The sequence below is a fragment of the Marinobacter santoriniensis NKSG1 genome (assembly GCF_000347775.1).
GTDB lineage: Bacteria > Pseudomonadota > Gammaproteobacteria > Pseudomonadales > Oleiphilaceae > Marinobacter > Marinobacter santoriniensis.
In genome coordinates, this window is the sequence record NZ_APAT01000021.1 from 104421 (window position 1) to 125896 (window position 21476).

The window sequence follows — 21476 nt, forward strand, 5'->3', positions numbered from 1 at the left end:
TAAGGAAGCTACGTAGCCAAGGCTATCCGCCATTATGCGGATGATCGGGTCTTACGAACCGAACAGCGCTGATCGCAGTGGCCGCAGAAAACCCCCCGACGCTTCTGCGCCGGCCCGTGTCCGTTTCCCGTCGAATTCCAGGTAGCCGTCCTCGATCGGTTCGAACCGAAGGGTCTTCACGTCTTCCAGGTAGTTCTGGGTGGATTTCCAGGGCCCGTGGGTGCCCTGCCGGGGCAGTCGATCATCGGCCCGTTTGATATAGCCGGAGTTCAGCGAACCAAGAATGGTGTCCTCGCCTCGGCTGTCCCCGGTATCCCGGGCCACGACCGAGCGATAGCCCCGCTTGTCCATGAGGTTGAGCAATCGGCAGAGGTATTCGGCGGCAATGTCGACTTTCAGGGTCCAGGAGATGTTGGTGTAGCCGAAAATCATGGCTGCGTTGGGTATCCCCTCCACCATCACGTTCTTGTAGATGATCTTGTCCCGCATGACGACGGCCTGGCCGTCCACCCGCGGCTTGATACCGCCAAGCATCTGGATCTCCAGCCCCGTAGCCGGAATGATGATGTCCGCCTCCAGCGTCTCCCCGGACTTCAACCGGATACCGGTCTCGGTAAACCGTTCAATATGGTCTGTGGCAATGGAGGCTTTGCCCGATTTTATGGCATCGAACAGATCGCCATCCTTGACCACACACAGCCGCTGGTCCCAGGGATTGTAATCGGGGGTGAAGTGGCGCATGTCGGCCTTGCCGTCCAGCTGCCGACGGATGATCGACAGGAACAGCCGGCGCATGGCCCTGGGGCTCTTCCGCGACCGCTGGTACAGCAACCGGGAAATGGAAATGTTGCGTGCCCGGGTCAGCCGGTACGCCAGCTTTTCCGGCAGGACCTTCTGCAGACCCAGGGTCACTTTGTCCGTCGATGGCAGCGGCATCAGGTAGGTGGGTGAGCGCTGCAGCATGGTCACATGCGCCGCCTTCTCCGCCATGGTGGGCACCAGCGTTATGGCGGTAGCGCCACTGCCAATCACGACGACTTTCTTGCCGGCGTAGTCCAGATCCTCCGGCCAGTGCTGCGGGTGAACCACCTGCCCCTTGAAATCACTCTCACCCGGAAAGTCGGGTTTGTAGCCGTGATCGTAGTTGTAATAGCCGGTGCAGCCGACCAGGAACTCCGTGGTGAAGGTCTGCTGTTCGCCGGTCGATTCTTCTTCGGCCACCACGGTCCAGCATTTGTCGGCACTGGACCAGTCCGCGGTGATCACCTTCAGTCCGTATCGGATGTGCCGGTCGACGTTGTTTTCCCGGGCGGTTTCCCGGACGTAATTCTTGATCGAGGCGCCATCGGCCAGCACCTTGCCGCCAGTCCAGGGCCGGAAATTGTAGCCAAAGGTGAACATGTCCGAGTCCGACCGGATGCCGGGATAGCGAAACAGATCCCAGGTGCCGCCCAGTGACTGACGACGTTCAAGGATGGCGAAGGACTTGCCCGGGCACTCCCGTTTCAGGTGGCAGGCCATGCCGATGCCGGATACGCCGGCGCCGATGATCAGAACGTCAAAGTGATGTTGGCTCATGGTGCGGCCTCACAAGAGATGAAGTCTTGTCGGTTGGTCCGTGATCCACGGCAACCGGGTTGTTATGGCTCCAAGGTAACGACTTTGAAAGCGGCGAAAATTGGCCCATACCACACGCTCTGCACGTTCAGACGGTCAGTCGCTTCAAAACTTCCCGGAAACGGATAGCCTCTTTCCTCAGGGAGTCCCGGTCCAGCATACCAACGCCCAGAATCAACCCGCTACGCCGATCACCCGGCGCGCACACCACACTGAGGGGTTTGACAATGAAATGGTGCCGTAACAATTGCCGGGTCACCCGAACGTCATCAACCTGGTCTGCGAACTGCACACACAGGCTGATGGCGCGACTGGGCGCCGACACCTGAATAATGGCCGGCACCTGGCAAAGCTGATCATGCATCACCTGTTGCCGAGCCAGATACTCTTTCTGGATGCGCTGGTACCATAGGTCCAGATCGCCATTGGCGATGAAGGTCGCGAGCACCGCCTGGTCCAGCATCCGGCCCTCCCGGAATACTTCACTGCGCAGCCGGCTGATGGTGGCCGCCAGATGGTGCGGTACCACCAGGTAGCCCAGGCGCAATCCCGGAAACAGCAGCTTGGAAAAGGAGCCCGCGAGAATGTGGTTCCGGGAGCGCGGATCGAATACCAGCCGGGTGTCCGGCTGGCCGTTGAATTCGTAGTCGTCTTCGATGATGTAGTCCGGGGACAGGCGCTCGCACAACGCCTGCTTGTCCTCCTTCGAGGTGGGTACACTCAAGGGATAATGCTGCGAGCCCGTCAGATACAGCAACCTGGGCGAGATCCCCGCGCCGACCCGATGACCCTCACCGGGATACCAGGGCACCATTCCGATCCTCAGGCCGCTCGCGGTGAATACGTTTCGCGCCCCCCAGTAACAGGGCGACTCCATCGCCACCTGGTCGCCACTGTCCGCCAATGCCAGGGCACAGAGTTCCAGACCATTGTGGGTGCCCTCGGTGATGATGATCTGCTCCGAATCGCAGTCAAAATGTCGCCAACGGCGGAGAAAATCCCGGATGGCCCGTTTCAGTGGGCCGTACCCCCCGGTTGAATAGGACAACAGCAGGGCATTCTGAGGCACGGTGACACTGGCATAGAGCTGTCGCCACTTGCGCATGGGGAACTGGGCGATGTCCGGTATGCCCGGAACAAACGCACCACTCTGCACTTCGGCCGCGCCCGGCTGGCTGAGCAGTTCACGCGCCCGGCCCGACAAACCGTCCAGCGATGGACGCTCCGGCAGCGACACCCCCGATGGTGGCCGATGGGTCCAGGTACCCTGACCGTGACCAGTCATCAACAGCCCCTCCTCCACCAGGGCGGTGACCGCACCAGCCAGCGTATTTCGGGCCAATCCGAGTTCGCGGCAGATATCCCGGTGCGAGGGCAACTTCATGCCCGAGGGCCACTCCTGTTCAATCAGATGCCGCAAGGCCTGCTGCACCCGAACCTGTTTGCTGAGACTCATGGGCTGCTGCCGATAGCGACGGGCCAGGCTCGGGAGGGGATCGATGGCTGTGGTCTCTCTGTTCATGGCAACCCTGACGGCTAGCGACCAAGAAAAGTGGTTCACTTGAACTAAAAAGTGGTTCATTCCTGCTGATCAGCCTACCTGCTACGGTGCCGGACATTCCAGTCACTTTTGCGAGGATTTGGCAAATGAACCACTCAGACACGCCTTTGCTGTCCAGCGTGCTCAACAACGATGTCCCGGCACTGATCGGCAATCAATGGTGTCAGCGTGAGGACCGATTCGACGTGACCAACCCGGCGACCCACGACGTCCTGGCCCGGGTCGCGGAATGCAGTGCCGGCGACACGCGCGCCGCCATCGCCGCAGCCGAGCTGGCCGGCCAGTCCTGGAAACGGGTCTCCGCCAAGGAACGTTCCGCGGTTCTGCGCTGCTGGTTCGATCTGGTCACCGACCATGCCGACGAACTGGCGCGACTGATGACGCTGGAGCAGGGTAAGCCACTGGCGGAAGCCCGCGGCGAGGTGGGCTATGGCGCCTCCTTTATCGAGTTCTTCGCCGAAGAAGCCAAGCGCATGACCGGGGAAACCCTGCCCTCTCCCGCAGCCAGCAAACGCCTGCTGGTGATGCGCGAGCCCGTGGGCGTGGTCGCTGCCATCACCCCCTGGAACTTCCCACTGGCGATGATCACCCGCAAATGTGCCCCGGCACTCGCCGCCGGCTGTACCGTCGTGATCAAGCCGGCCGAAGCCACCCCACTCACCGCGCTGGCGCTGGCACGGCTGGCACTGCAGGCGGGCGTACCGGAAGGCGCCATCAGTGTGGTCACCGCTTCGTCGCCCGCCGCCGTGGGTGAAGTTCTTTGCACCGACCCCCGTGTTCGCAAACTGTCCTTTACCGGTTCAACCCCGGTGGGCAAAAAGCTGCTGGCCCAGTGCGCCTCCACGGTGAAGAAAACCTCCATGGAACTGGGCGGCAACGCCCCGTTTATCGTGTTTGACGACGCCGATCTCGACGCCGCCGTCGAGGGCGCCATTGCGTCCAAGTTCCGTAACGCCGGACAAACCTGCGTCTGTACCAACCGGTTCCTGGTTCAGGACAACGTCTATGACGCCTTCGTGGAGAAGCTGACCGAAAAGGTCCGGACCCTCAAGGTCGGCAACGGACTGGAGGACGAGGTGGTCATCGGGCCCCTAATCAACCCGGCCGCCGTCGAGAAAGTCCAGCGCCATATCGACGACGCCATCGGCAAGGGCGCCACGGTCACCTGCGGGGGACAGGCCCCGGAAGCGGGTCATACCTTCTTCAATCCGACCGTTCTGGCGGGCGTGACCCGCGAGATGGCCGTGGCCGGCGAAGAAACCTTCGGCCCACTGGCTCCGGTATTCCGTTTCAGCGACATCGATGAAGCCATTGAAATGGCCAATGACACGCCCTTCGGGCTGGCCGCCTATTTCTACACCAACGACTACCGCCGTATCTGGCGCACCATGGAAGGTCTGGAATACGGCATGGTGGGCGTCAACGAGGGCCTGATTTCCACGGAACTGGCGCCGTTTGGCGGCATGAAGGAGTCCGGGCTGGGCCGGGAAGGCTCCCACTTCGGACTGGATGAATTCACCGAACTCAAATACGTCTGCCTGGGCGGTTTCTGATCCGCCCCGATCTGCCTGGCATCGGGCAACCGTCACAAGGAGTAACACCATGAACAACGCAGAACTCAATGCCCTGAAAGAAGAATACGTGGCCTTCGGCGCCGCTACTCCCACCACACAGTATGCCGATCGGGCCGAAAACGCCGAAATCTGGGATGCGGACGGCCAGCGCTGGATCGACTTTGCCGGCGGCATCGGGGTGCTCAACCTGGGCCACCGCCATCCCCGGATTGTCGAAGCGGTTCAGGCGCAGCTGAACAAGGTGATGCACACCAGTGCGGCGGTGATGTCCTACGCCCCTTACGTACAGCTGTGCCAGAAGCTGTGTCAGCTGGCTCCGGTCAGGGGTCCGAAGCGAAAGGCCATGCTCGTGAATACCGGCGCCGAGGCCCTGGAAAACGCCATCAAGATCGCCCGGGCCGCAACCGGCCGAACCGGCATCATCACCTTCGACGGTGCCTTCCATGGCCGCACCATGATGACCCTGGCGATGACCGGAAAGGTCCTGCCCTACAAGAACGATTTCGGTCCGATGCCGGGGGACGTGTTCCGTGCACCCTACCCCAACCCCATCCACGGTATCAGCGACGAGGCGTCACTGAAGGCCCTGAACACCCTGTTCAAAACCGATATCGCGCCCCACCGTACGGCGGCCATCGTGATTGAAGCCGTCCAGGGCGAAGGCGGCTTTTACATTGCCTCCCCCGCCTACCTGCAGGCACTGCGGAAGCTGTGCGATGAGCATGGCATCCTGCTGATCGTGGACGAGGTGCAGTCCGGCTTTGCCCGCACCGGCAAGCTGTTCGCGCTGGAACACAGCGGTATCGAGGCCGATCTGATCACCACCGCCAAGAGCCTGGCCAACGGAATGCCTTTGTCGGCCGTGGTCGGCACCGCTGCAGTCATGGACGGTTCCGGCCCCAACTCCCTGGGCGGCACCTACAGCGGCAACCCACTGTCCTGCGCGGCGGCGCTGGCGGTGATTGAGGTCATCGAGGAGGAAAACATCCTGGAGCGCAGCACCGAGCTGGGTGAAAAGCTGGGCGATCGCTTTGCCGCTTGGGAACGGCGTTTCCTGCGGGTCGGTCATCCCCGTCACCTGGGCGCCATGGCCGCGTTCGAACTGCTCGACAGCGACGGCAATCCGGATCCGGAACTCACCCAGGCAGTCTGCGCCAAGGCCCGGGAACACGGCCTGATCCTGCTGTCCTGCGGTTTCTACGGCAATACCATTCGTATCCTGGTGCCGATCACCGTGGAAGAGAGCGTTCTGGAAGAAGGGTTGAACGTCATTGAAGGCGCATTGGAAGCGCTGTGCTGAAACGACCGGGCCGGGGTGAACAACCCCGGCCCGTCACTGCTTTATCCTTGCCCGACAATCGCTTTATTCGGCGATGTTGCGGCCAAAGTATTTCTTGGAGATCTTCGCGTATTCGCCATTGGCCTTGATGGTAGCCAGGGCCTTGTTGAGCTTGTCGACCAGGGCTTCGTTGCCTTTGTTGACCGCAATACCGATGTCGTCAACGTAGATCGGATCGCCCAGCGGCTTGACGCCCAGGCCGGCATTGAGGATCGCGTTCTCCCCGATCAACTGGTCGGTGATCACCGCATCGACACGGCCACCAACGGTCAGATCCCGCAGTGCGGTCACGTCATCGGTATAGGTCACGATGTTGTCACTGTATTTCTTCGCGGCATCGGCAAAGCTGCTGGAGACCAGTACCCCGATCTTCTTGCCACGGATACCCTCGACATCGGTGATGTCCTTGTTGTCGGTGCTGACAAACACCTGGGCACCGGAGCTGTAGTACGGATCGGTGAAATTGACCTGCTTCTGGCGCTCCGGGGTGATTGCCATACTCCCGATGATGGCATCAAAACGGCCGGATTTGAGCGCTGCGATCAGGGTCTGCCAAGGGTTGGCAACCGGGTTGGGCTGCATGCCCATTTCCTTTGCCAGGGCCTGGCCGATTTCCATGTCAAAACCGGAGAGCTCACCACCCTTGCGGAAGCTGAACGGCGGATACAGGCCGGTCATGGCGTAGGTAAACACCTCTTTGTCGGCCGCCTGCGCGGTATCGACCTGTGTCACGTTGATTGTCGCCGCAATGACAAACGCACTGGCGACCCCCATCAGGTTTCGAATCAGTTTTTTCATTGTGTGTTCCCCTCTCTCTTTTTTTGGTGGAATCAGCACGACTCTCTTCAGAGCAATGAGATTCCCATGATGTCCACTGGGTGATTATTGAGTTGGTAGTTTTCCACTTTGTGCCACCCCATCCGGGCGTAGTACGGGCCCTTATCCTCCGTGATCAGGTACAGCGCGTCGTGGCCCTGTCGACGCATTTCCTCCTTTGCACGCTCGATCAGCAATTTACCGATCCCCTTGCCACGCTGATCCGGCGCCACATAGATCCGGGACAGCCACGGTGAATACTGCGGCCGGTCCGGCGTATCCTCCGCCACCAGGCAGACGCTGCCGATCAGCGTTCCATCCTCAAGCGCAACGAACGTGGCCGGCAGCGAACGGGTATCGCAATGCGCGGCCAGCCGTTGTCTCCGGACGGCCTCGTTCACCGAACTGTCCAGGTGATACCACTCCGCCTGGTGCCAGGCCGCCAGCTGTTCGATAAATCGCGGCTCCAGCGGCTGGATCGTGATGCTCATCGGCTACAGCACCCGGCTGAGAAACTGCTTCGCCTTCGGATGCTGCGGGTTCTGGAAGAAGGTTTCCGGATCGCCCTGCTCGGCAATCATCCCGTTATCCAGAAAGACCACCCGGTCCGCGACTTCCCGTGCAAAGCCCATTTCGTGAGTCACCACGACCATGGTCATGCCATCCGCCGCGAGCCCTTTCATGACCTCCAGCACCTCGCCAACGAGCTCCGGATCCAGCGCCGAGGTCGGCTCGTCAAACAACATCACGGAAGGCTCCATGGCCAGAGCCCGGGCAATGGCCACCCGCTGTTTCTGACCGCCGGACAGTTTCTCGGGATAAACGTCGCCCTTATCCCCCAGCCCGACTTTCTCCAGGAGCTCCTTGCCCCGTTTGATCGCCTCGGCCTTGGGCACCTTCTTGACGTGCACCGGCGCCTCAATCACGTTCTCGAGCACGGTCATGTGCGGGAACAGGTTGAAGTGCTGGAACACCATCCCGACATGTTCGCGCACCTCGTTCAGGGGCGTGGTGGCAGGATCCACTTCCTTGCCGTCAATCAGGATGCGGCCCTGGTTCTTCATTTCCAGGAAGTTGAGGCAGCGCAGCAGCGTACTCTTGCCCGAACCGCTGGCACCGATCATGACCACCACTTCCTGGGGCGCCACTTCGAGATCGACCCCCTTGAGAACGTGGAGGTCACCGAAATACTTGTGGAGTTTCTCGACTTTGATCATTTGGCTGTATCCATCCGGTTTTCAACACGACTCAGAACGAAGGTGACAATGGCCACCATGGCCAGGTAATAGAGACCCGCGATGCTGTAGAACTCCAGCTGTTTGAAGGTCACCGCGGCGTTGTCCATGGACAGGCTGAAGATTTCGGTGATACCGATGAACGCCACCAGGGACGAGTCTTTCAAGCCGATGATGAACTGGTTGCCCAGTGGCGGAATGGCCCGTTTCAGGGCCTGAGGCAGGATCACCCGGCGCATGGCCAGCGCCCGCTTCATGCCCAGGGACTCCGCGGCCTCCATCTGGCCCTTGTCCACGGACTGGATGCAGCCCCGGAAAATCTCGGCGATGTAGGCGCCGCTGTGGATGGCCAGCGCAATGGTGCCGGCCCAGAAGGCGGACAGCACGACGATCTGGGTGATACCAAAATACAGCCACATGATCTGAACAATCAGTGGCGTACCCCGGATGATGCCGACGTAGCCGTTGTAGACAATGCCCAACCAACGGACTCCGGTGACCTTCATCAGTGCGAAAATGAGGCCGATGACCAGCGCAAGCACCAGCGACACGCCGGTGAGGCGGAGCGTCATCCAGGCAGCCTCCATGAAGGCCGGAAACGTAGAGATGAGGTTTTCAAAAAACGACGTCATTGTTAGATTCCTGTAGGTCGTTGTACTGGCACAGTTTTATTGTTGATTAGAGCAATACGTGTTGCCGGCCGACCGGCCATCAGCAACGTTCGAGTATCATGGCGATCCCCTGACCACCGCCGACACAGGCCGTGGCGCACCCGTAACGGCCGCCCTGACGCTGCAACGTGCGCGCCAGCGTTCCCGCCAGGCGAATACCGGTTGCTCCCAGTGGATGCCCCAGTGCCAGGGCGCCACCAAAGATGTTTACCCGCTCAGGATCAATATCGAGTGCCTTGATGGCGTAGAGCGGAACCGCGCTGAAGGCTTCGTTGATTTCCCAGGCATCGATCTCCCCGATGCTCAGGCCGGCGGCTTGCACGGCGCGTTCCGCCGCCACGGCAGCCCCGGCGCCCATGCATTCCGGCGTCACGCCGCAATCCACCACCTGAACCACCCGGGCGAGTGGCTCCAGGCCATATTCGCCGAGCGCCGCCTCGGACATCACCAGCGCCGCACCGGCGCCGGAGGTCAGCGGGGAACTGTTGCCCGCCGTTATCTGCCCGTCTTCGGCGAATGCAGGCTTGAGTTCGGCAAGGCGTTCGGCACTGGTATCCGGCCGGATGTTGGCATCGTGTGCCACAAGGTCACCCTCCGGATTGTTCAGGGACAGCCGTTCGCCCGCGAACCAGTTCTCCTGCTCGGCACTGGCGGCCCGCTGATGAGACCGCACGGCAAAGGTATCCATTGCCTCACGGGAGAGTCGGAATTCACGCGCCAGGCGTTCAGCGGTCAGGCCCATGTTCATCGCCACGGTCAGATCCAGTGCCCCGGACTGCTGCAAGAGGTCGGGAACCGTCAGCACCCCTTCCTTGAACAGGGTGGGGCCCATCGGAACGCGGGACATATTCTCGTACCCGCCCGCCATGCCGACACGAATCGCACCGGCCTGGATCTCCCGGACGGTGGAACGCAGAGCCGCAAGGCCCGATCCACATTGCTGATCGATCTGCCGCGAGGGACACTGCACGCCCAATTCTGACAGCCATTGCGGATAACGACCGCCGAAGCTCCATTGCTCCTTGACCGGCAGGGCGCAGCCCACGCTCAGATCCTCGATGGCTGTCCCCGGCACCCGGGTTCGATCCAGCAGGGCATCGATCACCTGCCCCAGCAGGACATCGCCCCGTTGACCGGACCAGGCATCCACCTCCGGCTTCCGGGGGTGTGCCCGGGTAAAGGCGGAGCGGGCGTAATCGGCGATATAGGCGTCGTTCATAACACACTCCTTGCTGATTCCGTGTCGGTCGCCCAGCGACTCAGGAACAGCGCATAGGTCGTCAGTACCTGCCGGATCGATTCGATCTCGACGCATTCATCGACACCGTGGATGCGCTGGGCGACCGGCCCATAGCAGGTGCCATTAATGCCCCCGGACACATGAAACGCCCGCAGATCGGTCGTGCAGGTAGAGAGATAATGGGCCGGAGGTTCGCCCACGAGGTCCTCATGGCACCGCGACAGCAACCGGATGCCCGGGGTTTCCAGATCCACCAGGTGACCTTCGGAACGGAAACCGTGGAATTCCACGCGAGGCTCCGGGGCGCCGTCTCCCAGGGAACGGTGGTGGTCCGCGATCACCTCGCGGACCCGGTTCATGATCTCATCCGGCGACACGCCCGGGGGAAAGCCGACGCGCCCCTCAAGCACCGCGTGGGCCGGCACGCTGGACGCCCAGTTGCCACCCTCGATCTTGCCAATGCTCAGATTGAAGGGGTGATCCTTCTCCTGATAGGGCGCCGGCCGGGGCATGGCATTGATTTCTTCTTCCAGCGATTTGAACGCCGGCAGGTAGGACTGAAGGATCTCGATGGCGTTCTGGCCGGCACGGGTGTCCAACACGTGGGCCGGAACGCCGTCGATCCGCATGCGGAACCAGAGCACCCCCACCTGGCCACTGTAGATCTGGGCGCCGAAGGGCTCGGGAATCAGCACGAAATCACCGGTGTAGCCCTGGTGCAGACAGGCCAGTGCACCATTCCCGGTGCACTCTTCCTCGATCACCGTTTGCAGCGTCAGGGGAAAATCGATCTCGACGCCGGCGCGGCGCACCGCTTCTACCGCCATCACCATGGCGGCGATGCCAGCTTTCATATCCCCGGCACCCCGGCCATAGAGCCAGCCGTCTTTTTCCCAGGGTTCCCAGGGCGACCGTGTCCACATATCGGTCGGTTCGGCGGGTACCACATCCAGGTGGCCATTGAATACGAGATGGGGTTTTTCGGAGGAAGGATTGAGTCGGGAAACCAGGTTGTATCGGCCGTCACTGGACCATTCGGTGGGCGCCCGGTGAGGATGGTCGGCGAAGCCCGGGGCATCCAGCGGCACCCGCTCCACCGGCAGGTCCAGGCGCTGGAACCAGTTCTCCATGGTCTCCAGGGCCCCGTTCTCCTGCCCCAGGACACTGTAGCCTTTGACCAGTTCGCGGGTGAGCGTAAGGGCATCGTCCATCACCTCATCGCAACATTCCAGGATACGGCTTTCGGTGGCGGTGAGCATCAGAACCTCCCGATCCGGCTTTCATCGATGATCAGCTCGGCTTCGGTAGCGGCACGCAGCGTGGCCACGTCCAGGCCCTCGGCAATGTCGCGGACCACGAGCCCTTCGTCGGTCACTTCCATCACGGCTTTTTCTGTCACGATGAGCGAGACACACCGGGGCGCGGTCAGGGGCAACCGGCACTGTTTGAGGATCTTCGAATTGCCGTGCTTGTCGTTGTGGGAGCACAGCACCACCAGCTTTTCCACCTTCTGGGCCAGCTCCATGGCGCCGCCGATACCCGGGGAAAACTTGCCGGGTATCTTCCAGTTGGCGAGATTGCCCTGCTCATCCACCTCGAAGGCACCCATGAAGGTCACATCCACGCGACTGCGGCGGATCATGGCGAACGAGAGCGCGCTGTCGAAGACACTGGCTCCGGGGCGGGTGCCGATGTAGGCACCGCCGGAATCGATCATCTCGTAATCCGGGGTACTGCCGTCGGCGAGGGGCTGACAGCCAAGCACACCGTTCTCCGAATGCACCAGCACTTCCAGGTCGTCGGGCATGTAATGGAACAGGCGTGTCGGCAACCCGATGCCCAGGTTCACGATCTGGCCGGGCAGGATTTCCCGCGCGGCCCGGGCGAGTATTCTTTCCTGATCAGACGGCATGAGCGCGTATCCCCTGTTCACTGGATGCCGGATCCACCTGCACCACGCGGTTCACAAAGGCGCAGGGAGTATGGACAGCCTCTGGCTTGAGCTCTCCGGGTGACACCACCTGGTAGGCCTGGGCAATCACGCTGTCGGCAGCCATCGCCATCAGCGGGTTGAAATTGATGGCGGTTCCCCGATAGGCCAGATTGCCGTAGGTATCGGCGATGTCTGCGTGGATCAGTGCGAAGTCCGCATTGATGGCGGGCTCGATGGCGCAGGTCTGGCCGTTGAGTTCGATCTCGCGGCGCTGCCGGGCGATTTCCGTTTCGAGACCGATGTCGGTCAGAAAGCCCAGATGGCCCGCGCCGGCACAACGGATTTTCTCGACCAGAATCCCCTGCGGGTACATCTCCACCGCCAGCCGGCCCTGGTTCATTTCTTCAATGGCGACACGGTTCAGCCCGATGTGCGACGTGATCAGCCGGTCCACCCGGCCGGCCCGGATCAGTCGGCCGATACCGATGTCCGGTTCGTTGGCATCGTTCTTGATCAGGGTCAGCCCTTTCTGCCCCTGGGCCAGCAATTCGTCCAGCAAGGCGAACGGTGTGCCCGGCGACCCGAAGCCACCGACCATGATGGAAGCCCCGTCAGGAATCATCGCGATGGCGTCTTCCACGGACGCGTATTTCTGGTTCAGCAGTGTCATACCGGTTCAACCTGTCGTGCGTTCAGTCTCGGACTGAGCAATGGATGCCATGAGGGGCGCGACCACTTCTGCCTCAAGGCGCTCCATGGCGCGGCTCAATCGCTCCAGGAGGATGCCGACCTCCTGTTCGGTAATGTTCAGTGGCGGGCTGACCAGGAAATGATCGCCGGCAACGCCATCAAGGGTCCGTCGGGGATAGATCAGCAGCCCTTCCTCTTTCGCCAGGGCGGTGACTTTGGCGAACAGGTTGGCGTCCGCCGGAAACGGCGATTTGGAGTCGGGATCCATAACCAGCTCAACGCCCCAGAGGACACCGGTACCGCGGACGTCGCCAATACAGTCGAATCGCGCCTTCAGCGCCTGGAGTCCGTCACGCAGCTGCTCGCCACGGGCAGCGACGTTGTCGAGCAGATTCTCATTGCGGATGGCTTCCACCGCAGCCAGGCCCGTGGCACAGGCCAGCGGGTTACCGGCATAGGTGTGGCCGTGCTGGAACCCGCCACTGGCCATCACGGTATCCACCAGTTCACTGCGACACAGGAGCGCGCCCACCGGGTAGTAGCCGGCGCCCAGCCCTTTGGCGGTGGTCAGGAGGTCCGGCGCAACGCCCCACTGCTGGTACGCAAACCAGGTACCGGTACGGCCAACACCCGAGAGGACTTCGTCGTAGATCAGGAGGCAGCCAATTTCGTCACACAGCTGGCGGATGCCTTCCAGATAAGCCTTGTTGACCATCCGGGCGCCGGTGCTCGCGCCACCGACCGGTTCCAGGACCACTGCAATGATGCGATCGCCTCCCACAGCCTCGATCCGTTCGCGGGTCTCCTGGAGCACCTTGCGGATGTGTGCGTCGTCGTCCGCCTCGGTGTGGCGGTAGAAATCCGGACCGGGCACCTTGATCGATCCCTGGGTAATGTCGGCGAACGGTGCCTCCAGGGGCTGGTATCCGGTGATACCCAGCGCACCCAGCGTGCTGCCGTGATAGGAGGGACGAAGGGAGACAAAGTGACGGCGTTGGGATTCGCCCCGAGCCACGAAATACTGTCGGGCCAGCTTGATCGCAGATTCCACCGCTTCCGAACCGCTGGACACAAAAAAGACCTTCTCGAGATCGTGGTTGGTCATGTCCACCAATGCTTCGGCCAGGGCCATCGCCGGGCCATTCTCGAACTGGGTACGGTAGGTAAAGGCGACCCGGTCGAGCTGGGCCAGCATCGCATCACGAATGCCCTCGTGGTGATGACCCAGATTGCAGGAAATCGCGCCCGAACAGCCATCGAGGTATTCCTTGCCGTCGGTGTCCCAGAGAAACACACCGCGTCCGTGGGAAACCTCTGGCATGGCAGGGCCAGCCTGGTAGAACAGGGGAGAAGATGACATGTTGCAATCCGTTATCGTTGTACTGTGTATGAAATTCAGTCTAGAAAGATATGTGAAACTATTTCAAGATATGATTTTTTTACCGGATTCGATGACTTTTACTCATGCCTGACGTCAACATACATTCGCTGAAATCCCTCGCGATCTTCAAAACACTGCTGGAAGCGGGTAGTGCCTCCCAGGCTGCACGGACGCTGGGGATCACCCAGTCCGGAGTCAGCCGGTCACTGGCCCAGCTTGAGGAAAACCTGGGTATCCAGCTGTTTCTGCGGGAAAAAAACCGGCTCGTTGCCACCCCGGAAGCCCACGAGCTTTATGAGGAAATTCTCCGGTTGATGGGTAACATTGAGGAGTTGCGGCACAGCGTCCTGGCCCTGAAGGAATTCGGCACTTCGCGCCTGCGCATCGCGGCAATTCCGGGGCTGGCATTCGGATTTGTGCCCCGGCTGATCGGTACCCTGCTTGAGCAAAACCGGGGATTCAGTATCAGTTTCGACATGATGTCCAGCCACGATGTACTGCGGGAAGTGGAGTCCGGCCACGCCGACATCGGCTTTGTCACTTTGCCGGTAAGCTCCCGGCTGGTTCGCATTGAAGAATGGCTGACCACCCATGCCCGATGCCTGCTGCCCAGGGGACACGCTCTGGCCGAGAAGGACGAAGTCACCATTGAGGATCTGCGGGATCAATACCTGGTGATCAGTAACCAGCCCAATGTCGGTGCCGATCCCCTGCTCCATCTGGCCGCCAGCCACTCTATTTCAATCGCCGGCAAAACAGAGTCGAATATTGGCGCTATCGCCGCGCTGGTCGCCAGCGGCGTCGGCATCAGCGTGATGAACCCGATCACGGCAACGGATCAACTGGTGGGGCGGTCCGATGTGGTGATGCGGCCATTTGCCCCCACCATCTCATTCAGCTTCGGGATGGTCTATCGGGAAGACTGGAAAAACGTCCGGGCACTGGATTCGATCCGCCAAACCGGTAACGAGCTGCTGAAAACGTACCCGGACTAGTTCAGCGGACCGCAACCGGATCAGTCGTGGTGGCCGATGGGCCCATCCCGGAAGAGGAATTCTTTCAGGTGCTTGTCCATGGTCGGGTCCTTGCGCCGGATCCACTCCAGCACCATGGCCGCGTGTTCCTTCTCTTCGTCCCGGTTATGTTCAAGGATCGCCTTCAATTCGGGATCCTTACAGGCATCCACGCGCTGGTTATACCAGTCCACTGCTTCGAATTCTTCCATCAGGGAACTGATCGCCCGGTGCATGTCCCGGGTGTCGTCGCTCAGTTCGTTGATCGGTTCGTGGTAGCTGTCACTTGCCATGTTCTGCTCCTTGATTGGATTGCTTCAGGTTCGGTGTTCGGGATCTTTTGACCTTAGACCAGTCCGTTACCTCCGACAATGCCGGATACTTTTTCTCAAGACGATACAGCCGAACGATGGTGATGATATTGGTCACCAGAACCATACCTTCGGCCAGCGTGCCGCCCAGCGAGCCGATGACTATGTTGTTGAGCATCCACGACAGCGCGGCAAGGCCGAGTACGATTCGCAGCGGAATACCCCGCAACATGAACATGCCGACGGTGCCAAACACCGCTGCCGTGAGCGGGAAGATATCCGTTACCGATCTCCAGGTAGCCCAGGCTACAACAAGGTTCACGGCCAGCAGCAATGACATAAGCGTCCAGCTACCCTGGTACTGGCGGGCCAGGGTAATGCGCACGATCACCAGCACCGTCAATGCCGCCGCCGTCCAGCTCTGGAAGCAGGCGAACATCAGGGCGAAGGCGACGTTGGCGGAAATCAGCAACACCATCAGGCGGTCGTCGTTCCGGTTGGCAAAACCGGCGATGCAGAACGCCAGGGCGATAACGCCAAAAATCTGCCCGAAGATCTCCGCGGTGCTCATATCGGTTTTCCCTCTCCCCGTCTGGGTCGCGACCCTGCCACAATCGGAGTCATTGAGCCAATCGGGGCTGTATGCGACAGTCCATTCAGTCTAACAACCCGGACGCACTGCCATGAAAACCGTTTTTTCGCCCCTGCACAGCCGTCGCCACGTCAAAACCGAACTGGACGGCGGCCTGCTGATCGAGCCCCACGAGAAACCGTCCCGAGCGGAAACCATTCTGGCGAGGGTCAGGGACCAGGCGCTGGGCGAGATCCTTGAACCGGAGGAATTCGGGCTGGAACCCATCAAGCGGGTCCACACCGACGACTATGTAAGCTTTCTGGAAACCTGCTGGGATGAGTGGGTGGCGGACGGCAAGCGTGGAGAGATCATTCCCACCTTCTGGATCGGCCGGGGCATGCGCCATCGTTTGCCCAAGGACATTGACGGCCGTGTCGGCTACTTCAGCCTCGGCGCCGACACCTCCATCTCGGAAGGCACCTGGGAAGCCGCACGGGCGTCCGCCAACGTGGCCCTCACCGCCCAGAAACTGGTGGCCGGCGGAGAGCGGGCAGCGTTTGCCCTGTGCCGCCCGCCGGGCCATCACGCCCATGCCGATCTGTTTGGCGGCTACTGCTTCTTCAACAATGCGGCCATTACGGCGCAGGCCTTCCGGGATCAGGGCTACCAGCGAGTGGCGGTCCTCGACGTGGACTTCCACCATGGCAACGGCACCCAGGCCATTTTCTACCACCGGAGCGATGTCCTGACCATCAGCCTGCACGGCGATCCCGATCTGGTGTTCCCACACTTCCTGGGATTCGACGATGAAATCGGTGAAGGCGAGGGCGAGGGTTTCAACCTGAACATCCCCTACCCGCCCAACACGCCCTACAGCGTCTGGAGCCAGGGGCTGGAAACGGCCTGCCAGCGCATCGCGCAGTTTCAGCCGGAGGCGCTGGTCGTGGCCCTGGGGGTGGATACGTTCGAGGACGATCCTATCTCTTTCTTCAAGCTGACGTCGTCGGATTACCTCACGCTCGGACAACGCATTGAGCAACTGGGTCTGCCGACGGTGTTCACCATGGAAGGCGGCTACGATGTGGACGCCATTGGCGTGAATGCCGTCAACGTCATGCAGGGATTCGAAGGCAAACGCTGAGCAGTGCGGACAATGGCTTTGGAGGAATTGGCCATTGCCCGTAGCTTGCTATTTAGCCAGTATGGATTGCTGATACTCCGACTTGCGGACATTCCATGGAACGCTATCTCGAACCAACCGCCTTTTTCGATTACGATCAACCGGACGTCCGTGCCTGGATCGAGACCCAGCTCCGGGGCGTGAAAGCCGATCCGATCGAGCAGATCCGGGTGCTCTACCTGGCGGTCCGGGACGGCATCCAGTACAACCCCTATGTGTTCCGGACCGATCCCCGAACCTTCTCCGCCAGCTATGCCCTGAACAGCGGCGAGACCTACTGCATTCCAAAGGCGGTTCTGCTGGGGGCTGCGGCCCGTTCCATCGGCATTCCGAGCCGGCTGGGCCTTGCGGATGTACGCAATCACCTCTCCAGTCCCAAAATGATCGAATGGCTGCGATCCGATGTGTTCCGGATGCATGGATTCATCGAGCTGCTTATCAACGGGCGATGGGTAAAGGCCACACCGGCATTCAACCGCCAGCTCTGCGAGCTGATGAACGTGGCTCCCCTGGAGTTCGATGGCGTGAACGACTCCATGTTCCAGGAGTACACCGAATCCGGAGAAGCACACATGGAGTATGTCAGCAATCACGGCGTCTTCGACGACGTGCCCCACGACTTCATCGTTTCCGGTATACGGTCGGCTTATGGCCACCTGTTCGAGAAAGATCTTCCAGAGCGGGGATCACAAAGCCTGGAGCAGGACCTCGAATCCTGAAACGACCGGTCGGATGGCCCGACGGTCAGTCCGGCGTCCTGCCAGCCTTATTCACACCTTCTGGCGCCTGATCAGTCTTGAAGTCGAGATACAGGGGCCCGGCAATGTCCTGGTAGACACCCTCGGATTTGAGTCTCTTCAAAGAAGCTGACAGGGCTTTGACAAAGGCCCGGTTCCGCCTGGTGTTATGACAGGTCAACCGATCGAAGCTTTCCAGAAGCGGGTGTGCGGGCTGATAGGAAAGCTGATCCAGCAACGGCGCCACATCGGGCAACGCGGCAATCATGATGTCGAAGCGACCGTGCTTGAGCATCGCCAGGTTCATCGCATCGCTCTTTGACCAGAACACCTTCAGATCCCGGCCCGACAGGATCGGATCAAGGTAGGTTTCATGGCCGATGACCGCCCCGACTTCCTGGCCCCGCAGCTCGTCCAGACCCGCCGGAGCCGGCGCGCCCTTCGCTGTGAAGATGTAAAAAGCGAACTTGCCCAGGGGATAACTGGCAACCACGGCATCCTGCCCCAGCTTGTTTCTCAACACATCGGTGAAGGAATAGATGCAGTCCGCATCGCCTTGCTGGAACACCATCAGTGCCCGCTTGTAGGGATAGAACTGTTCGGTCGCCTGCCATGGCAAACCGGCAACGGCCCGGTTCATCAGGCGTTGATAGATGCCGTCCCCGCTTTCTGTGAGCAGATTGCTGATGTCCGGCGTGGCGATTCGCACAGCTTGTGCTCCCTCGGCCGGCACTGCGGAAAACATCAGGATCAGAACGAGTGAAAGGAGCGGGTATCTCGAAGCTTTCATGACACAACCATCGTCTGCGGCCACCGAACGGCATGCCGTTTCCATATACACATCGATAGTATGCCAACACTCGAAGGCAGTGACCATAAGACCATAGTTTTCGTGAGGTTTTTTGGACAAAAAAAGGCACCGCCACAGCGGTGCCCTTCGCAAAGAACCTGCGAGGCGGACTTCAGGCCGCGTCTTCGCTGTCCTCCTCGACCGAGTTGCGGATCAGATAGTCAAAAGCGCTCAATGCCGCTTTCGAACCTTCACCCATCGAGATAACGATCTGCTTGTAGGGCACGGTGGTGGCGTCGCCAGCGGCGAAGATACCCGGAATCGACGTTTCGTTGCGGTCGTTCACGACGATCTCCCCATGCTTGCTCAATTCGATGTCGCCCTTGAGCCACTCGGTGTTCGGCACCAGGCCGATCTGGACAAACACCCCTTCAAGCGAGATATGGTGCTGTTCGCCGGTATTCCGATCAGTGTAGTTCAGACCGTTCACCCGGCCGTTCTCGCCAGTGATCTCATTGGTCTGCCCCGAAACAATGATTTCGACGTTCTTGAGGCTGCGCAGCTTCTTCTGCAGAACCTCATCCGCGCGCATCTCGGACGCGAACTCGATCAGGGTCACATGGCCGACGATGCCGGCCAGGTCGATGGCCGCTTCCACACCGGAGTTACCACCACCGATCACGGCAACACGCTTGCCCTTGAACAACGGGCCATCACAGTGCGGGCAGTAGGCCACGCCCTTGTTCCGGTACTCTTCCTCACCCAGCACACCCATCTGACGCCAGCGGGCCCCGGTAGACAGGATCAGGCTCCGCGCTTTCAGAGACGCCCCGTTCGCCAGCCGGACTTCGTGCAGGCCGCCCGCGCGGGACGCCGGAATCAGCTTCTCGGCACGCTGCATGTTCATGATGTCCACGTCATACTCCCGGACATGCTGTTCCATGGCCGACACCAGCTTGGGACCTTCGGTGTAGGGCACGGAAATGAGGTTTTCGATACCCATGGTATCCGCTACCTGACCGCCGAAACGTTCCGCCGCAATACCGGTGGAAATACCCTTACGGGCCGCATAGATAGCCGAAGCAGCGCCGGCCGGACCACCGCCGATCACCAGCACTTCGAACGGATCCTTCTGGTTGATCTTCTCCGCTTCCTTCTCATCGGAGCGGGTGTCCAGACGGGCCACGATTTCTTCCAGGGTCATACGCCCCTGGCCCCAGGACTCACCGTTCAGGAAGACGCTCGGTACTGCCATCACCTCACGCTGCTCGACTTCGTCCTGGAACAGGGCGCCATCGATGGCCGTGTGACGGATGTTGGCGTTCAGCACGCTCATCAGGTTCAAAGCCTGGACCACGTCCGGGCAGTTCTGGCAGGACAGGGAAAAGTAGGTTTCAAACTCAAACTCGCCCTCAAGGTTCTCGATCTGCTCGATCACCTCCTGGGAGGCCTTGGACGGATGCCCTCCGACCTGCAGCAGCGCCAGGACCAGAGAGGTGAACTCGTGGCCCATGGGAATACCCGCAAAGCGGACCCCGATGTCTGTGCCGACACGGTTGATGGCGAAGGAAGGACGGCGGACGTCGTCAGCGTCATCGGTACGCAGACTGATCTTCTCGGACATCGGCTCGATTTCTTCAAGCAGCTCGTTCAGCTCCTGGGACTTCTTGCTGTCGTCATACGCTGCCACCAGCTCGATCGGCTGCTGCAGCTTTTCCATATAGGCCTGGAGCTGTTGCTTGATATTGGCATCCAACATAGTGCGAATTCCCCTCTTGATCAGATGTCTGGAAACGGCGTGTTGTAAGTCCGAAACCGTCTCTGTTTAATGTTGGGTACACAATAGGCATTGTCTACCTGAGGCTCAAATTAATTGCCCCAAATCGTTTGATAGCGCTTGCCTATATAGGGTCGTATCCAACCTGATGGGCAGCCCCTACTCCAGGCTTCTGATACGCAATTGCCGAAAACTAGGACGAATAGCCAATGTTGGTATTGGTGGCCCTCCACTATCATGACCCTATCCATCAAACCGGCATGGCACCCCACTCCGGTGAGCGTTGAAGGCACAGCATGTTTCTAGATCGATTTTACTCCGTCCGTGACGGACGCATTTGCATTTCCGCATTCCAGGCAAGCCAGTTCGCCAAGGAAGTGGCCGGGGACTTCAACCCGATCCACGATCCCGATGCGCGGCGTTTCTGCGTGCCCGGCGATCTGCTCTTTGCCGTCGTGCTTTCCCGGTTCGGGCTCTCGCAGAACATGACGTTCCGGTTTCGCAGCCTTGTCGGGGATGGCATCCCATTGGCCTTCCGCGAGGACGGCGAGCATCGGATCAACGTCTGCGACGACAACGGCAAGGTCTACCTCGAAGTCGAACGGAGCGGCGCCATCACCCACGACGAGCGATTCATCGAGGACTTCACCCGGGGCTACGTGGCCGCCTCCGGCAAGAACTTCCCCCACACCCTGAAGCCGCTGATGGAATCCAGGGGCGTGATGTTCAATCCGGATCGTCCCATGGTGATGTACGAAAGCATGAGCCTGGCGCTGGACACCGTCGATGCCTCCTCCGCCGAACTGGAGTTAAGCAACGCAGATCTTGAAGCCGCAGGCAAGCGGGGCAACGTCACCCTGGAATACCAGCTCACTGCCGACAACAAACCGGTCGGCGAAGTCACCAAGCGTCTCGTGCTGGGCGGGCTTCGTCCCTACTCACCGGAAGCCATGGCCGAGGTGATCGAAGAATTCTATCGGCTCAAGGCCCGCGGTGCCGATTACGGCAGCGAAGCCGCCAACTCCTGATTCCCTCCC

At 60.5% G+C, this 21476-nt stretch carries 21 protein-coding genes; 6 read left to right on the forward strand and 15 right to left on the reverse strand.

Annotation, left to right across the window (positions count from 1 at the left end; genetic code table 11):
* Nucleotides 1-51: 51 nt before the first annotated feature.
* Together MSNKSG1_RS13855 and MSNKSG1_RS13860 are read right to left on the reverse strand one after the other, a co-directional pair.
* The gene (locus MSNKSG1_RS13855) at nt 52-1578 is read right to left on the reverse strand and encodes a flavin-containing monooxygenase (RefSeq protein WP_008939911.1); all 1527 of its coding nucleotides are present in this window, start codon (nt 1576-1578) and stop codon (nt 52-54) included.
* Between the two features lie 127 nt (nt 1579-1705).
* Nucleotides 1706-3139 carry an aminotransferase-like domain-containing protein gene (locus MSNKSG1_RS13860; protein ID WP_008939912.1) on the reverse strand — a complete coding sequence of 478 codons (1434 nt, stop codon included), beginning with the start codon at nt 3137-3139 and terminating at the stop codon, nt 1706-1708.
* Between the two features lie 125 nt (nt 3140-3264).
* Between MSNKSG1_RS13860 and MSNKSG1_RS13865 the strand changes: the two genes are divergently transcribed.
* Together MSNKSG1_RS13865 and gabT are read left to right on the forward strand one after the other, a co-directional pair.
* Nucleotides 3265-4731 carry an NAD-dependent succinate-semialdehyde dehydrogenase gene (locus MSNKSG1_RS13865; protein ID WP_008939913.1) on the forward strand — a complete coding sequence of 489 codons (1467 nt, stop codon included), beginning with the start codon at nt 3265-3267 and terminating at the stop codon, nt 4729-4731.
* 49 nt (nt 4732-4780) lie between these two features.
* Nucleotides 4781-6052, forward strand: a complete 1272-nt coding sequence (gene gabT, locus MSNKSG1_RS13870; protein ID WP_008939914.1) for a 4-aminobutyrate--2-oxoglutarate transaminase — start codon at nt 4781-4783, stop codon at nt 6050-6052.
* Nucleotides 6053-6115: 63 nt separating this feature from the next.
* On the opposite strand, the gene MSNKSG1_RS13875 is transcribed toward gabT, so the two are convergent.
* The 9 genes from MSNKSG1_RS13875 to MSNKSG1_RS13915 all read right to left on the reverse strand — a co-directional run bounded on the left by MSNKSG1_RS13875 (nt 6116) and on the right by MSNKSG1_RS13915 (nt 14036).
* A complete protein-coding gene (locus tag MSNKSG1_RS13875) occupies nt 6116-6889 on the reverse strand; it encodes a transporter substrate-binding domain-containing protein (RefSeq protein WP_008939915.1) in 774 nt (257 codons plus the stop codon).
* 47 nt (nt 6890-6936) lie between these two features.
* Nucleotides 6937-7398 (reverse strand): GNAT family N-acetyltransferase, encoded by a 462-nt coding sequence (locus MSNKSG1_RS18735; RefSeq protein ID WP_008939916.1) that lies wholly within the window; start codon nt 7396-7398, stop codon nt 6937-6939.
* Nucleotides 7399-7401: 3 nt separating this feature from the next.
* Entirely contained in the window at nt 7402-8124 is a 723-nt protein-coding gene (locus tag MSNKSG1_RS13885) for an amino acid ABC transporter ATP-binding protein (RefSeq protein ID WP_008939917.1), read from the reverse strand.
* A complete protein-coding gene (locus tag MSNKSG1_RS13890) occupies nt 8121-8774 on the reverse strand; it encodes an amino acid ABC transporter permease (RefSeq protein ID WP_008939918.1) in 654 nt (217 codons plus the stop codon). Before MSNKSG1_RS13890 ends, MSNKSG1_RS13885 begins: the two co-directional genes overlap by 4 nt.
* A 79-nt stretch (nt 8775-8853) precedes the next feature.
* Nucleotides 8854-10032 (reverse strand): acetyl-CoA C-acyltransferase, encoded by a 1179-nt coding sequence (locus MSNKSG1_RS13895; RefSeq protein ID WP_008939919.1) that lies wholly within the window; start codon nt 10030-10032, stop codon nt 8854-8856.
* Nucleotides 10029-11312: an ArgE/DapE family deacylase gene (locus MSNKSG1_RS13900; protein ID WP_008939920.1), complete on the reverse strand. Its 1284-nt coding sequence runs from the start codon at nt 11310-11312 to the stop codon at nt 10029-10031. Before MSNKSG1_RS13900 ends, MSNKSG1_RS13895 begins: the two co-directional genes overlap by 4 nt.
* Nucleotides 11312-11965: a 3-oxoacid CoA-transferase subunit B gene (locus tag MSNKSG1_RS13905; RefSeq protein ID WP_008939921.1), complete on the reverse strand. Its 654-nt coding sequence runs from the start codon at nt 11963-11965 to the stop codon at nt 11312-11314. The genes MSNKSG1_RS13900 and MSNKSG1_RS13905 overlap by 1 nt, the downstream gene beginning before the upstream one ends.
* On the reverse strand, nt 11955-12656 hold the full coding sequence (locus MSNKSG1_RS13910) for a CoA transferase subunit A (RefSeq protein WP_008939922.1): 702 nt from the start codon (nt 12654-12656) through the stop codon (nt 11955-11957). The genes MSNKSG1_RS13905 and MSNKSG1_RS13910 overlap by 11 nt, the downstream gene beginning before the upstream one ends.
* Before the next feature lie 6 nt (nt 12657-12662).
* Nucleotides 12663-14036, reverse strand: a complete 1374-nt coding sequence (locus MSNKSG1_RS13915) for an aminotransferase family protein (RefSeq protein WP_008939923.1) — start codon at nt 14034-14036, stop codon at nt 12663-12665.
* A gap of 104 nt (nt 14037-14140) precedes the next feature.
* Here MSNKSG1_RS13915 and MSNKSG1_RS13920 point away from each other — a divergent pair, with 104 nt between their 5' ends.
* Nucleotides 14141-15052 (forward strand): LysR family transcriptional regulator, encoded by a 912-nt coding sequence (locus MSNKSG1_RS13920; protein WP_008939924.1) that lies wholly within the window; start codon nt 14141-14143, stop codon nt 15050-15052.
* 20 nt (nt 15053-15072) lie between these two features.
* Here MSNKSG1_RS13920 and MSNKSG1_RS13925 read toward each other — a convergent pair whose 3' ends face one another.
* Together MSNKSG1_RS13925 and MSNKSG1_RS13930 are read right to left on the reverse strand one after the other, a co-directional pair.
* A complete protein-coding gene (locus MSNKSG1_RS13925; protein ID WP_008939925.1) occupies nt 15073-15363 on the reverse strand; it encodes an encapsulin-associated ferritin-like protein in 291 nt (96 codons plus the stop codon).
* Nucleotides 15353-15952: a YgjV family protein gene (locus MSNKSG1_RS13930; RefSeq protein ID WP_008939926.1), complete on the reverse strand. Its 600-nt coding sequence runs from the start codon at nt 15950-15952 to the stop codon at nt 15353-15355. The genes MSNKSG1_RS13925 and MSNKSG1_RS13930 overlap by 11 nt, the downstream gene beginning before the upstream one ends.
* 112 nt (nt 15953-16064) lie before the next feature.
* On the opposite strand from MSNKSG1_RS13930, the gene MSNKSG1_RS13935 reads away from it, so the two are divergent.
* Nucleotides 16065-17096, forward strand: a complete 1032-nt coding sequence (locus tag MSNKSG1_RS13935) for a histone deacetylase family protein (RefSeq protein WP_008939927.1) — start codon at nt 16065-16067, stop codon at nt 17094-17096.
* 95 nt (nt 17097-17191) lie between these two features.
* Nucleotides 17192-17854, forward strand: a complete 663-nt coding sequence (locus tag MSNKSG1_RS13940) for a transglutaminase-like domain-containing protein (protein ID WP_008939928.1) — start codon at nt 17192-17194, stop codon at nt 17852-17854.
* Between the two features lie 25 nt (nt 17855-17879).
* On the opposite strand, the gene MSNKSG1_RS13945 is transcribed toward MSNKSG1_RS13940, so the two are convergent.
* Together MSNKSG1_RS13945 and ahpF are read right to left on the reverse strand one after the other, a co-directional pair.
* Nucleotides 17880-18662 (reverse strand): substrate-binding periplasmic protein, encoded by a 783-nt coding sequence (locus MSNKSG1_RS13945; RefSeq protein ID WP_008939929.1) that lies wholly within the window; start codon nt 18660-18662, stop codon nt 17880-17882.
* A gap of 172 nt (nt 18663-18834) precedes the next feature.
* Nucleotides 18835-20421, reverse strand: coding sequence for an alkyl hydroperoxide reductase subunit F (gene ahpF / locus MSNKSG1_RS13950; RefSeq protein WP_008939930.1), 1587 nt, complete (start codon nt 20419-20421; stop codon nt 18835-18837).
* A gap of 314 nt (nt 20422-20735) precedes the next feature.
* On the opposite strand from ahpF, the gene MSNKSG1_RS13955 reads away from it, so the two are divergent.
* Complete coding sequence (locus MSNKSG1_RS13955; RefSeq protein ID WP_008939931.1) at nt 20736-21467, forward strand: DUF3581 domain-containing protein; 732 nt, start codon at nt 20736-20738, stop codon at nt 21465-21467.
* Nucleotides 21468-21476: the final 9 nt, after the last annotated feature.

What these genes read in the sequence shown, in the direction of transcription:
- MSNKSG1_RS13855 (WP_008939911.1), bottom strand. Translation starts at nt 1,578, where the DNA reads ATGAGCCAACATCACTTTGACGTTCTGATCATCGGCGCCGGCGTATCC.
- MSNKSG1_RS13860 (WP_008939912.1), bottom strand. Translation starts at nt 3,139, where the DNA reads ATGAACAGAGAGACCACAGCCATCGATCCCCTCCCGAGCCTGGCCCGT.
- MSNKSG1_RS13865 (WP_008939913.1), top strand. Translation starts at nt 3,265, where the DNA reads ATGAACCACTCAGACACGCCTTTGCTGTCCAGCGTGCTCAACAACGAT.
- gabT (WP_008939914.1), top strand. Translation starts at nt 4,781, where the DNA reads ATGAACAACGCAGAACTCAATGCCCTGAAAGAAGAATACGTGGCCTTC.
- MSNKSG1_RS13875 (WP_008939915.1), bottom strand. Translation starts at nt 6,889, where the DNA reads ATGAAAAAACTGATTCGAAACCTGATGGGGGTCGCCAGTGCGTTTGTC.
- MSNKSG1_RS18735 (WP_008939916.1), bottom strand. Translation starts at nt 7,398, where the DNA reads ATGAGCATCACGATCCAGCCGCTGGAGCCGCGATTTATCGAACAGCTG.
- MSNKSG1_RS13885 (WP_008939917.1), bottom strand. Translation starts at nt 8,124, where the DNA reads ATGATCAAAGTCGAGAAACTCCACAAGTATTTCGGTGACCTCCACGTT.
- MSNKSG1_RS13890 (WP_008939918.1), bottom strand. Translation starts at nt 8,774, where the DNA reads ATGACGTCGTTTTTTGAAAACCTCATCTCTACGTTTCCGGCCTTCATG.
- MSNKSG1_RS13895 (WP_008939919.1), bottom strand. Translation starts at nt 10,032, where the DNA reads ATGAACGACGCCTATATCGCCGATTACGCCCGCTCCGCCTTTACCCGG.
- MSNKSG1_RS13900 (WP_008939920.1), bottom strand. Translation starts at nt 11,312, where the DNA reads ATGCTCACCGCCACCGAAAGCCGTATCCTGGAATGTTGCGATGAGGTG.
- MSNKSG1_RS13905 (WP_008939921.1), bottom strand. Translation starts at nt 11,965, where the DNA reads ATGCCGTCTGATCAGGAAAGAATACTCGCCCGGGCCGCGCGGGAAATC.
- MSNKSG1_RS13910 (WP_008939922.1), bottom strand. Translation starts at nt 12,656, where the DNA reads ATGACACTGCTGAACCAGAAATACGCGTCCGTGGAAGACGCCATCGCG.
- MSNKSG1_RS13915 (WP_008939923.1), bottom strand. Translation starts at nt 14,036, where the DNA reads ATGTCATCTTCTCCCCTGTTCTACCAGGCTGGCCCTGCCATGCCAGAG.
- MSNKSG1_RS13920 (WP_008939924.1), top strand. Translation starts at nt 14,141, where the DNA reads ATGCCTGACGTCAACATACATTCGCTGAAATCCCTCGCGATCTTCAAA.
- MSNKSG1_RS13925 (WP_008939925.1), bottom strand. Translation starts at nt 15,363, where the DNA reads ATGGCAAGTGACAGCTACCACGAACCGATCAACGAACTGAGCGACGAC.
- MSNKSG1_RS13930 (WP_008939926.1), bottom strand. Translation starts at nt 15,952, where the DNA reads ATGAGCACCGCGGAGATCTTCGGGCAGATTTTTGGCGTTATCGCCCTG.
- MSNKSG1_RS13935 (WP_008939927.1), top strand. Translation starts at nt 16,065, where the DNA reads ATGAAAACCGTTTTTTCGCCCCTGCACAGCCGTCGCCACGTCAAAACC.
- MSNKSG1_RS13940 (WP_008939928.1), top strand. Translation starts at nt 17,192, where the DNA reads ATGGAACGCTATCTCGAACCAACCGCCTTTTTCGATTACGATCAACCG.
- MSNKSG1_RS13945 (WP_008939929.1), bottom strand. Translation starts at nt 18,662, where the DNA reads ATGAAAGCTTCGAGATACCCGCTCCTTTCACTCGTTCTGATCCTGATG.
- ahpF (WP_008939930.1), bottom strand. Translation starts at nt 20,421, where the DNA reads ATGTTGGATGCCAATATCAAGCAACAGCTCCAGGCCTATATGGAAAAG.
- MSNKSG1_RS13955 (WP_008939931.1), top strand. Translation starts at nt 20,736, where the DNA reads ATGTTTCTAGATCGATTTTACTCCGTCCGTGACGGACGCATTTGCATT.